This is a genomic window from Streptomyces sp. CNZ287, from assembly GCF_007827615.1.
Genome location: NZ_VISV01000008.1, coordinates 19,076 through 31,553, shown reverse-complemented (window position 1 = coordinate 31,553; position 12,478 = coordinate 19,076). Strand labels below are relative to the sequence as shown.

Sequence of the window (12,478 nt, the reverse complement as noted above, 5' to 3'; positions counted from 1 at the left end):
GTTCTTCGCCCGGGGTCGACGGCGGGGGCGTACGGGCGGATTCGCCTCGCGGGCGCCCGGAGGGTTGACATGTACGCGGAGGGCGCGCTTTCTTACTGACAAGTCAGTAACTTCTGTTGGCAGAGTCGCCCACCGAGGAGTTGCCCGCATGCATGGCCGTACCCTCCGGCGTGCCTTCGGCACGCTCGCCGGCACCACCGCGGCGGCGGTAGCCGCCACCGTCGCGCTCCCGCTCACCACCGCCTCGGCGGCCGAGCGGCCGCCCTTCTACGAGCCGCCCGCCACGCTCCCCGCGGCCGACGGCGACGTCATCCGCGCCGAACCGTCCGTCTACTACCTCGACCCGCTCAAGACCCTCAAGGTCGACGCGAACGTCCAGCGCGTCATGTACCGCTCCACCGACGGCCAGGGCGCGCCCATCGCCGTCACCGGCACCGTCATCACCCCCAAGTCCGCCTGGTCAGGGCCCGGCGAGCGGCCCGTCATCGGGTACGCCGCCGGCACCCAGGGCCTCGGCGACCAGTGCGCGCCCTCGCGCCAGCTCGCCAACGGCACCGAGTACGAGGGCCTGTTCGTCAAGGGCCTCCTCGCCCGCGGCTACGGCGTCGCCATGACCGACTACGAAGGTCTCGGCACCCCCGGCCTGCACACGTACATGAACCGCGCCGTCCAGGGCCATGCCGTCCTCGACTCCGTACGCGCCGCGCAGCGCCTGCCCGCCGCCGGGCTCCCGGACGACGGGCCCGTCGCCGTCTACGGCTACTCCCAGGGCGGCGGCGCGGCCGCCTCCGCCGCCGAACTCGCCCGCTCCTACGCCCCGGACCTCGACGTCAGGGGCGTCGCGGCGGGCGCGGTCCCCGCGGACCTGGCCGCGGTCGGCCGCAACCTCGACGGCTCGCTGTACGCCGCGTTCCTCGGCTTCGCCGTCGCCGGACTCGCCGAGGGCTCGGACGTCGACCTCGGCCCGTACCTCAACGACCGCGGCCGGCAGGTCATGGCCGAGGCGGCGGAGACGTGCACGGCCGAGGCCGTGCTGCGCTACCCCTTCCTGCAGTCGAAGACGCTCACCGCAGACGGCCGGCCGATCACCGACCACATGGACGCGTCGCCGTGGCGCGAGGTGGTGGCGGAGCAGCGGATCGGCGCACGGAAGCCGGAGGTTCCGGTCTTCGTCTCGCACAGCATGCTGGACGACGTGATCCCGTACGGGGTCGGGAAGAAGCTGGTCGCGGAGTGGTGCGCGAAGGGCGCCACGGTGGACTTCTCGACGAACGTCGCGCCGACGCACGTGGGCGGCGCGGTGGCGTCGTACCCGGCGGCGTACGGCTGGCTGGAGGGCCGCCTGGCCGGCAAGCCGGCGCCGGACAACTGCTGAGCCCCCGAGGCGCCCCGGGCCCCGCGGCCCCCGGGGGCCGCGGCAGGTCCGCCGTCGTGGGGCGCCCCGGGTGGGCGTCCCACGACGGGGGCGGCAGCGCCGGGGCCCGGTGTCAGGGCTTGCGCGCCACGCCGCCGTACGCGGCCACCTCCGGCCGCTTCTCCGCCGCGGGGTCCGGCCGCCAGTCGGCGATCTTGCCGAATCCCGGCTCGACGAACTCCAGGCCCTCGAAGCACGCGCTGATCTCGGCCTGGGTCCGCGGGTAGTACGGATCCGGGCTGCCCTTGGCGTACTCCTCGCACAGGGCCACGTACGGCTTGCTGTCGACGGTGCCGTCCCACAGGATCAGGTAGCTGCCGGCCGGCACCGCGTCCGTCACCGTCCGCACGATGCGCCGCATGTCGGCGTAGCTGCGGGCGTGGCCGAGGACCCCCATGAACATCACGGCGACCGGCTCGCCGAAGTCCAGCGTCTTCCGCGCCTCTTCGACGATCCGCTCCGGGTCGTGGAAGTCGCAGTCGACGTACGCGACGGTGCCCTCCGCGCTCACCGGCTGGAGCAGCGCCGCCGCGTGCCGCAGCACCGACGGGTCGTTGTCGACGTACACCACCCGCGACTCCGGCGCGATCCGCTGGGCGACCTCGTGGGTGTTCTCGGACGCCGGCAGCCCCGTGCCGACGTCGAGGAACTGCCGCACGCCCGCCTCCCGCGCCAGGTGGGCCACCGCCCGGATCAGGAAGCCGCGCGACGCCTTGGCCATCGTGCCGATGTCCGGATCGATCGCCAGGCCCTGCTCGCCGACCGCCTTGTCGACCGGGTAGTTGTCCTTGCCGCCCATCCAGAAGTTCCAGATCCGCGGCGACGACGGCACGCTGGAATCGATCACCGGGGGTTTCGAGGGCTGCGACACGGCCAACTCCTTCTGCTCCGACAGGCGGCACCGGGGCACGTCCGCCCCGGGCGCCGCCACGGAGACGCCGTGGGCCCCGCGGCCGGGCCCCGGAGGGGCCCCTTCGACCACGCACCCTACCGGCCAACTCACGGACAGTGACCGCAAGTTGAGCGAAGTCGCCCGCTCAGGACCCCGACGGTTCCGGGAGTTGCCCCGGGCCTACGGAACTGTCGATTCCGCGCAGGAGCACGGCGCCCGCGAGCTGGAACGCGGCGAGCGCGGCGAGGAGCTGGGCCGGCGAGAGCGCGGAGGCCGCGGCGGCGGTGAGCGCGGCCCCGGCGGAGGCGGCGGTGGTCTTGAGCCCGGCGCCGAGGGTGAAGACCTGGGTACGCACGGCGGGCGGCGCGTGGTCGGCGCGGATCCGCAGGGTGGCGGCGAGCAGCGGCCCGTCGCAGAGCCCGGCGAGGCAGAAGAGCACCACGCAGAGCGGATACGGGGCGGAGGCGGCGGCGCCGAGGAGGGCCGCCCCCGTACCGACGAGGCAGACGGCGGCGAGCCGCACGTCGGAGACCCCCGGCCCGCGCCGCGCGGCACCCAGCGCCCCGGCGAGCGCCCCGGCGGCCAGCACGGTGAGCAGCACGCCCCCACCGCCGGGGTAGCCGCGCTCGTCGGCGAGGAGCACGGCGGCGGGCGCGAGTCCGCCGATGCCGACGAAGGCGAGGGAGGTGGCGGCGGTGATCCCCCGGAGCGCGGGTATCTCCCACAGCACCCGCAGCCCGCCGAGCAGTTCGCGCCAGAGCGAGGAGGGGCCCCGGGGGTGGCGGCGAAGGTTCCGGTCGGCGGTGGGGCGGGGGCCGTCCCCCGCACCCTCCGTCTCCCCGGCGTCCGGCGCCGTGCCCGTCCGCGTGCCGGCGTCCGGTGCGGTCTCCGGCACCCCTGCGGCCGGTCGCGGCGCCCGGAGGGTCGTGGCCAGGCCCGCGGCGCCCGCCGCCGACACGGCGAGGGTCCCCATCGCCGGGCCCGTACCCCACACGCCCGCCGTCGCCGTCACCGCGGCGGGGGCGGCGATGCCCGCCGCGTTGTACGTGGCCGCGTCCAGGGCGTACGCGCGGGCGCGGGCGCCGGTGTCGGGGACCAGGCCCGCGAGCAGGCTCGACAGCCCGCCGGTGACCATCGGTCCGCAGCAGCCGCCCAGCGCCGCCACCGCCAGCACCACCGGCACGGGGGCGCGGCCGAGCGTGAGGGCGACGCCCGCGATCGCGGCGGCGAAGAGGCCGAGCGCGGCGACGTGGAACGCCGCACCCGCGCCCCGCGCCCGCGCGGCGAGCGCCCCGGTCAGCGGGGCGGCGACGGCGTGCGGCGCCATCCACGCCGCGAGCACCGCCGCGCCCTGCGCGGCGCTGCCGGTCCGGTGGAGCGCGAGCAGCGTGACGGAGACGGCCATCCCGTCGTCGGCGAGCCGGGCGCAGGTGGCCGTGGCCAGATACCCCCGCAGCACCCGCCCCATCGCCCCGCCTCCTGTCCGGCCGCCCGGCCCCGCCGTTCGAGAGCACTGCTCTCGCCCGAGAGCGGCGCTCGCGACACGGAGCACCGTCCGTCCCAGAGCACGGCGCGCATCGCAGAGCACTGCCCCGTAACGGCTTATCGCATCAAGACGTTACACTACCTTCGGCACGCCACCCCGCCCAGCCCGAGCCCAGGAGCCCCGATGCCCCCGTCCCCACCCCCCGGCCACGGCTTCCGGCCCGCGCAGCGGCTCCTCGACATCGCCAACGCCGTCCGCCGCGACCCCCGTATCCCCCGCGCCGACCTCGCCAGGATCCTCGCCGCCCACGGCGAGACGCCCGCCGACCTCGCGCCCGGCGCCTTCTCCGGCGCCGACGCCGACGCGCTGCGCGGTGCCGCCCGGCGCATGACCGCCGTGCTCACCGAGCCCGACCCCGACCGCGCCGCCGCCGCGCTCAACGAGGTGTTCGCGGAGTGCGGCGCCCGCCCGCGGCTCTCCCGGCACGGCGACCACCCCTGGCACCTGCACGTGGACCGCGGCGACGACGCCGGCTGGGCCGACTGGTTCCTCGCCTCCGGCGCCCTCGCGCTGGCGCAGATCCTCACCGAGTACGGGCAGCCGGCCTGGGGCGAGTGCGCCGCCCCCGACTGCACCGTCCTCTACCTCGGCACCGGCCCCGGCAGCGCCCGCCGCTACTGCTCCCCGGCCTGCGCCTCCCGTACGCGCGTCGCCGCCCACCGCCGCCGGCGCGCGGAACAGGCGGCCGGCCGCACCGGGCCGGCCGGGCAGCCGGAGCCGACCGGCACCTGACCCCCTCGCCCACCGCCTCCACCCTGTTCGTCCCGTTTGCGCGCGTCCGCCGCTCTTGTTTCAGTGAGGTGAGGCCCAGGCTCCATCCCACCCACCGCCGCGGAGACTCCCCTATGTCCCTCTCCCCCCTCGGCTCCTACGGCTCCTCCGACCCGTTCTCCGAGCTGCTCAACCGCTTCTTCGGCATGTCCCCCGCCACCTCGCCGCCCGCCGTCCAGCGCGTGCCCATCGGGCGGCTCCTCACCGACTCCGCGCGCGAGCTGATCGGCCGCGCCCAGCGCCGCGCCGAGGAGGACGGCAGCGTCGACCTCGACACCGAGCACCTGCTCTGGGCCTGCACCCAGGTGGACCCCGCGCGCTCCGTCCTCGCCCACGCCGGGGCCGACCCCGACGAGCTGGCCAGGGCCGTCGCCGAGGCGCTGCCGGGGGAGGGGAGCGCCGCGTCGGCGGAGCCGGAGCTGACGCCCGCGGCGAAGCGGGTGCTCCGCGGCGCGGTGGCCCGCTCGCAGGCCAACGGCACCTCGTACATCGGCCCCGAGCACATCCTCGGCGCCCTCCTCGACGACCCGGACGCCGGCGCCGCCCGGCTGCTCGGCGCGTACGGCACGGACACCGACCGGCTCCGTACCGGCGCGGAAGCCGCCACCGCCCACCGCGCCGCGGGCCCCGCCACGGCCGCGGGCCGCGCCGCCGCCCCGGGCGGTGCGCAGCCGCAGAGCGAGACCCCGACGCTTGACGAGTACGGCCGCGACATCACCGCCGAGGCGCGCGCCGGCCGGCTCGACCCCGTCGTGGGCCGCGCCGAGGAGATCGAGCAGACCGTCGAGATCCTCTCCCGCCGCACCAAGAACAACCCGGTCCTCATCGGCGAGCCCGGCGTCGGCAAGACCGCCATCGTCGAGGGCCTGGCGCAGCGCATCGAGTCGGGCGACGTGCCGCAGACGCTCGCCGGCAAGCGCGTCGTCGGCCTGGACCTGGCCGGTCTTGTCGCGGGCTCGAAGTACCGCGGCGAGTTCGAGGAGCGGCTGAAGAAGGTCATCGAGGAGGTGAAGAACACCGAGAGCAGCACGATCCTCTTCATCGACGAGCTGCACACCGTCGTCGGCGCGGGATCCGGCGGCGAGGGCGCCATGGACGCGGGCAACATGCTCAAGCCCGCGCTCGCCCGCGGCGAGCTGCACGTCGTCGGCGCGACGACGATCGACGAGTACCGCAAGCACGTCGAGAAGGACGCCGCGCTGGAGCGCCGCTTCCAGCCGGTGCTGGTGCCGGAGCCGACCGTCGCGGAGACCGTGCAGATCCTCGAAGGGCTGCGGGACTCGTACGAGGCACACCACCAGGTCCGCTTCACCGACGAGGCGCTGGCCGCCGCAGCCGAGCTGTCCGACCGCTACGTCTCCGACCGCTTCCTGCCCGACAAGGCCATCGACCTCGTCGACCAGGCGGGCGCGCGCGTCCGGCTGCGCTCGATGGGCCGCAGCACCGAGGTGGCCGACCGCGAGGACCGGCTGGCGAAGCTGCGCCGGGAGAAGGACGAGGCGGTCGCGGCGGAGAGGTACGAGAAGGCGTCGCAGCTCAAGGAGCGGATCGCCGAGACGGAGGCGGAGCTGGCGGGCGTCGAGGAGCGGCGCGAGGGCGTGATGGAGGTGACCGCGGACGACATCGCCGGGGTGCTGTCGCGCTCGACCGGTATCCCCGTCGCGCAGTTGACGGAGAGTGAGAAGGACAAGCTGCTGAAGCTGGAGGACGCCCTGCACGACCGGGTCGTCGGGCAGGACGAGGCGGTGGTGGCGGTCGCCGAGGCGGTACGCCGCGGGCGGGCCGGCATGAGCGACCCGGACCGGCCGACCGGTTCGTTCCTCTTCCTCGGCCCGACCGGCGTGGGCAAGACGGAGCTGGCGAAGGTGCTGGCGGACCTGCTCTTCGGCGACGAGAACCGGATGATCCGCTTCGATATGAGCGAGTTCCAGGAGCGGCACACGGTCTCGCGGCTGCTGGGCGCCCCGCCCGGCTACGTCGGCTACGACGAGGCCGGGCAGTTGACGGAGAAGGTGCGCAGGCGCCCGTACAGCGTGCTGCTCTTCGACGAGATCGAGAAGGCGCACCCGGACGTCTTCTCCGCACTGCTCCAGGTGCTGGAGGACGGGCGGCTGACGGACGCGCAGGGGCGGACGGTCGACTTCCGCAACACCGTCGTCATCATGACCTCGAACATCGGCGCCCAGCGGCTCCTCGCCCACAAGGGCCGTGTCGACGAGATCCGCGACGAGCTGATGGAGGACCTGCGCGGGCGCTTCCTGCCCGAGTTCCTCAACCGCATCGACGAGGTCATCATCTTCCACGGGCTGACGGCCGACGACCTCGCCTCGGTGGTGGACCTGCTGCTGGACCGCAGCCGGCGGCGGCTGCGCGCCCAGGAGGTCGACCTGGAGGTGACGGAGGCGGCGAAGAAGCGCCTCGTCGCGCTTGGGCACCAGCCGGAGTTCGGCGCCCGGCCGCTGCGCCGCACGCTCCAGCGGGAGCTGGACAACCGGATCGCGAACCTGCTGCTCGACGGCTCGGTACGGCCCGGTGACACGGTGCTGGCGGACGTGGACGGGGAGAGCGGCGAACTGGTGTGCACGCTGGCCCGGCCGCGGAGCTCGAAGGCGGAGAAGGCGGAGAAGGCGGAGAAGGCGGAAGGGGCCGGGGCGGAGCGCGAGGAGGGCGGGCCGACGGGGCTGCGGGACGCGGCGTAGGCGGGTTCCGGCGGCGCGGGGCAGGGCGTTCGTGCCGTACGCGCCGGGCGCCCGCCCGGCTCCGTACGCCCGCGCTCCCCGCCCGCGTCACGCCGGTGTCGTACGCCCCAGGTGCAGCAGGAACTCCGCGTTGCCGCCGCTCGCCTTCATCCGCTCCAGCAGCAGCTCCATGCTCTGCACGGCGTCGCGGTCGCCGAGCACCCGGCGGAGCCGGTGCAGCAGGGCGACCTCACCGGGGGCGGCGAGCAGTTCCTCGCGCCGGGTGCCGGAGGCGTGGACGTCGACGGCGGGGAAGATGCGCCGCTCGGCGAGGGTGCGGCTGAGACGCAGCTCCATGTTGCCGGTGCCCTTCAGCTCCTCGAAGTAGTAGTCGTCCCCGCGGGAGCCGGTCTCGACCAGCGCGGAGGCGAGGATCGTCAGGGAGCCGCCGTCCTCGATGTTGCGGGCGGCGCCGAAGAGCTTCTTGGGGATCAGCAGCGCGGAGGCGTCCACGCCGCCGGTGAGGGTGCGGCCGCCGGCGCCCGCGCTGTTGTTGGCGGCGCGGCAGAGCCGGGTGAGCGAGTCCAGCAGGATCACGACGTCCTGCCCGCCCTCGACCATCCGCTTGGCGCGCTCGATGGCCATCTCGGCGACGGCGACGTGCTCGCGGGCGGGGCGGTCGAACGTGGAGGAGATCACCTCGGCGCGTACGGAGCGCTGCATGTCGGTGACCTCCTCGGGGCGTTCGTCGAGGAGGACGACCATCAGGTGGCACTCGGGGTGGTTGACGGCGATGGCGTCGGCGAGGTGCTGGAGCAGGATCGTCTTGCCGGTCTTGGGCGGGGCGACGATCAGCCCGCGCTGGCCCTTGCCGACGGGGGCGAGGAGGTCGACGACGCGGTTGGTGAGCCGGCCAGCGGGGGTCTCCAGGCGGAGCCGCTCGGTGGGGTGGAGGGGGACGAGGTCGGCGAAGCGGGGGCGGCGGGCGGCGGCCTCGGGGTCGAGACCGGCGACGCGGTCGACGCGGGCGAGGGCGAGGACCTTCGACCGCCGGTCGGCCGCGGCCCCGCGGTCGCGCTCGCGGCGCTTGCCCGAGCCGGACCCGGAGGCCGTTCCCGGCCCGGGGCCCGAGCCGGACTTCGGCGCCTGGCCGCCCGCCGGCAGGACGCCGCCTTCCACGAGGTCGCCCTTGCGGAGGCCGAAGCGGCGGACGAGGTTCGCGGGCACCTGCACGTCGTCGTCGCCCGGCTGGAGGCTGCCGACGCGGAGGAAGCCGTGGTTGCCCACGGGCTCGAACACCCCGGCGACCGCGGCGAGTTCCGACGTGGCCCGGACGACGCCTGCCGCCTGGGTTTCTGCTGTGGTGGGTGTCGTAGTAGTCATGCACGGTCCTTTCACGGACGGTGTCGCGGTTCCAAAGGGTGTGGGATGGGCGGCAGAGGCGCGGCTTGGGCACGCGCGGCCGCGTAGAGGGGTGAAACAACCTCGCTCGGCGTCAGTCAGCGACGCGACGGAGAACCGGAGCGCGGTGGCGAAGAAGCACGGGCGCCGACTGCGGGCGCGACTCAGTGCTGTTGCCAGAGTATCATCCCCGGCCCCCGGGCCATTCCCTTTCGCCGCTACGGGCCCGCTGAACAGGGCTTTGGCATCACATCCCGGCGCACAGGGCTGCGCCGGTGTCAGAGGGGCATGTCACAGTGCTAGGGACATGACTGCTGCACTCATCGGACGAGACCACCCCGCGGGCGTGCTGCGCGCCGAGGCCGACCGGGCGGCGGACAGCCACGGGGGCCTCGTGCTGGTCACGGGCGAGCCGGGCATCGGCAAGACGTCGCTGGTCACCGCCGCGGTTGCGGAGGCGAGACGGCGGGGCACGCTGGTGCTCGGCGGCTCGTGCTGGGCCTCCGACAGCGCCCCGGGGTACTGGCCGTGGGTCCAGGTCGTGCGGGGGCTGCGGCGCGGTGTGCCGGCGGAGGAGTGGGCGGCGGCCCGCGAGGCGGCGGGCAGCGGGCTCGACGTGCTGCTCGGCGAGGAGCCGGCCGCGGGCGGACGGCTGGAGCACGGGGCGCCGGCCGAGCGCGTACGGGACGACCGCGGCCCGCACCACGAACACGACCGGGACGGGGCGCACGACCGCGCGGGGGCGCATGACCGGGACGGGGCGCACGACCGCTCCGCAGCACACCCCCACGACGCGGCGCGCCACCACGACGCGGCGCGCGGCACCGACCCCGCCGTCGTCACCGGCCCCCCGGCAGGACCCGGCACCGACCCGGCCGCCGCCGGGACGTACGCCGACAGCTTCCACCTCGCCGACGCCGTGACCACCGCCCTGGTCGCCGTCTCGCACCACCGCCCCGTCATCGTCGTCCTCGACGACCTGCACTGGGCGGACCCCGCCTCCCTGCGCCTGCTGGAGTTCGCCGCGCAGCACACCTGGTTCGAGCGGCTGCTGCTCATCGGCACGTACCGGGACGCCGAGGTCGACACCCCCGGCCACCCGCTGCGCGAGCAGATCGCGCCGCTGGTCGCCAAGGCCACCACCCTCACGCTCACCGGCCTGGACCGCGCGGGTACGGCCCGGCTCATGGCCCGTACCGCAGGCCGGGATCCGGACGAGGCGCTGGCCGCCGAGGTGCACCGGCGCACGGGCGGCAACCCCTTCTTCATCGAGCAGACCGCCCGCCTCTGGGCCGGCGGCGCCTCCGCGGAGGCCGTGGCGCCCGGGGTGCGGGACGCGCTCCAGCGCCGGCTGCAACTGCTGCCGGCGCCGGTCGCCGAGCTGCTGGTCGCCGCCGCGGTGCTCGGCCGCGAGTTCCACCGCCAGGTGCTTGCCGCCGCGGTCGGCAGGCCGCCCGGGTACGTCGACCGGCTGCTGGAGACCGCGGTCGCCGCCCGGCTCGTCGTGGGCCGGGGCGCGGGCCTCTTCGCCTTCGCGCACGACCTGGTGCGCGAGACGCTGTACGAGGACCTGGACCCCGCCGAGGCCCGCCGCCGGCACGCCGCGGTCGTACGCGCCCTGGACGCCTCGCCCGCGCTGAGCGAGAAGGTCTTCCCCGCGGACCGCGCCCGGCACGCCTGGGAGGCGGGCGACGAGCTGCCCGCCGAGCAGGCCGTGGGGCTCCTGCGGGACGCCGGGCAGGACGCCGGCAGCCGGCTGGCGTTCGAGGAGGTCGTCTCGCACCTGCGGCGGGCGTACGAGCGGTCCGCCGCCGCGTCGCCGCGCTGCCGGGTGCTCACGGCCCTCGACCTGGGCGGCACCCTGCTGCACGCGGGCAAGACGGCCGACGCCTGGCCGCTCTTCGAGGGCGCCGTGCGCACGGCGCGGGAGCAGGACGACCCCGAGATGCTGGCCCGCGTCGCCCTCGGCGTCTTCAGCGCCGAGGGCTACTGCGCGACGATCCCCCAGGACCAGGCCGAGGCCAACCGCCTGCTGCTGCGCGAGGCGCACCGCGCGCTGGCCCGCAGCTCCCACCCGGCGTCCGCGGGGCCGGACGAGGACGAGCTGACGGCCGGCCAGATGGCCGCGGAGCTGAGCATCACCCTGTCGGTCAGCGCCCGCCGCGGCCAGGACGACGAGGAGCTGGGCTTCGGCCTGTGGACCAGGCACAACGCGATCTGGGGCCTGGGCACGGCCGCCGAGCGGGTGGCGCTGACGGAGGAGCTGATCACGCTCGCCGAGCGGGCGGGCAACCCCGCGGGGCGGCACATGGCCGTGGCGATGCGCTGGGTGGCGCTGCTGGAGCTGGGCGACCCGCGCTTCGCGCCCACGTACCGCGGCTACGTCGAGGCCGCCGAGCGCAGCGACGTGCCCAGCATCCGCCACACCCTGGTGATCGACCAGAGCCTGGTGGAGGCGCTGCGCGGCGACTTCGACGCCGCCGAGCGGCACATCGCGCAGGTCGTGGAGATGGGCCGGGACACGGAGCACGAGCACTGGATCGAGATGCTCGACCACCACTGGTGGACGATCCGGATGCTCCAGGGCCGGTACGCGGAGGCGGCCGAGGCGGCGGGCAGGCTCACCGTCGCCGGGCACGGCTTCCCCGCCGGGCTGCAGGCGCTGGCGGAGCTGCGCCGCGGCGATCCGGAGCCCACGCTGCGGCTGGTCGCCGAGGGCCCGCCGACCGACGAGCAGCAGAACCGCGGCTTCTTCCCGCTGTGGCTGCGGCTCCAGGCGGAGACGGCGGCCGCGACCCGGGACCCGGAGCTGGCCGCGTCGGTGCGGGACGCGCTGTCGCCGTACCGCGGGCAGTGGCTGGTGGCGGTCTACGGCTGGGACGTGAGCGGCCCCGTCGACTACTGGCTGGCGCTGGTCGATGCGGCGGAGGGCCGCTGGGCCCCGGCCGCGGCCGGCTTCCGCGCGGCCCGCCGCTCGGCGGACCTGATGCAGGCCCGCCCCTGGTCAGTGCTGGCCCGCCACGGCCTGGCGGGGGTGCTGCGGGAGCAGGGCGACCCGGCGGCGGAGCGACTGGCGCGGGAGACGGCGGCGGAAGCGGCCCGCCTCGGCATGCGGCTGGAGGCGGAACGGCCCAGGACCCCGCCCGCGGAACCGGCGGCGGAGCCGCCGCCACCGGCCGCGGAGTTCCGCTACGACGGCCGGGTGTGGACCCTGACGTACGCGGGCCGGACCGTGCACCTCCCCGACGCCAAGGGCCTGCGCGACCTGCACACCCTCCTCTCCGCCCCCGGCACGGACCTCCCCGCCGTCCGCCTCCTCAACCCGGAGGGCGGCGAGGAACTGGCCGCCGCCCACCGCCTGGGCGGCGACCCGGTCCTCGACGCCGAGGCCAAGTCCCGGTACCGCCGCCGCCTCGAACTCCTCGACGAGGAGATCGACCACGCCACCGCCACCGGCGACGACACCCGCGCCGCCGCGTACGACCGCGAACGCGCGGCTCTCCTCGACGAACTCCGCGCCGCGGCCGGCCTCGCCGGCCGCACCCGCCGCCTCGGCGACGAGGCGGAACGCGCCCGCAAGGCGGTGGGCGCCCGCATCCGTGACGCCCTCCGCAAGATCGCCAAGGACCACCCGGCCCTGGCCGAGCACCTCAAACAGTCCCTCTCCACCGGCACCACCTGCACCTACCACCCCCAGAACCCGCCCCCCATCTGGCGCCTGTGACCCGTCGTTCCACAATTGCGCGACAGTTGTTTCACATCGGGGTATGCTGATG

Annotated in this window: 7 protein-coding genes; 4 read left to right on the top strand and 3 right to left on the bottom strand. The window is 75.6% G+C overall.

Translation table 11 applies throughout. From position 1 onward, the window contains the following. Window positions 1–148: 148 nt before the first annotated feature. Window positions 149–1,375: a lipase family protein gene (locus tag FB457_RS16320; protein ID WP_047016893.1), complete on the top strand. Its 1,227-nt coding sequence runs from the start codon at window positions 149–151 to the stop codon at window positions 1,373–1,375. A 112-nt stretch (window positions 1,376–1,487) separates the two neighbouring features. Here FB457_RS16320 and FB457_RS16315 read toward each other — a convergent pair whose 3' ends face one another. After that, window positions 1,488–2,291, bottom strand: a complete 804-nt coding sequence (locus FB457_RS16315) for an SAM-dependent methyltransferase (protein WP_486589049.1) — start codon at window positions 2,289–2,291, stop codon at window positions 1,488–1,490. A gap of 160 nt (window positions 2,292–2,451) precedes the next feature. Next, window positions 2,452–3,774 (bottom strand): MFS transporter, encoded by a 1,323-nt coding sequence (locus FB457_RS16310; RefSeq protein WP_145782269.1) that lies wholly within the window; start codon window positions 3,772–3,774, stop codon window positions 2,452–2,454. A gap of 201 nt (window positions 3,775–3,975) precedes the next feature. Here FB457_RS16310 and FB457_RS16305 point away from each other — a divergent pair, with 201 nt between their 5' ends. Together FB457_RS16305 and FB457_RS16300 are read left to right on the top strand one after the other, a co-directional pair. Then, a complete protein-coding gene (locus tag FB457_RS16305; RefSeq protein WP_145782267.1) occupies window positions 3,976–4,584 on the top strand; it encodes a CGNR zinc finger domain-containing protein in 609 nt (202 codons plus the stop codon). A gap of 113 nt (window positions 4,585–4,697) precedes the next feature. Then, window positions 4,698–7,322, top strand: a complete 2,625-nt coding sequence (locus tag FB457_RS16300) for an ATP-dependent Clp protease ATP-binding subunit (RefSeq protein WP_047016889.1) — start codon at window positions 4,698–4,700, stop codon at window positions 7,320–7,322. Window positions 7,323–7,409: 87 nt separating this feature from the next. On the opposite strand, the gene rho is transcribed toward FB457_RS16300, so the two are convergent. Further along, complete coding sequence (gene rho / locus FB457_RS16295) at window positions 7,410–8,684, bottom strand: transcription termination factor Rho (protein WP_486589044.1); 1,275 nt, start codon at window positions 8,682–8,684, stop codon at window positions 7,410–7,412. Window positions 8,685–9,009: 325 nt separating this feature from the next. Here rho and FB457_RS16290 point away from each other — a divergent pair, with 325 nt between their 5' ends. Then, window positions 9,010–12,426, top strand: a complete 3,417-nt coding sequence (locus FB457_RS16290; protein WP_145782266.1) for an AAA family ATPase — start codon at window positions 9,010–9,012, stop codon at window positions 12,424–12,426. Window positions 12,427–12,478 lie beyond the last annotated feature (52 nt).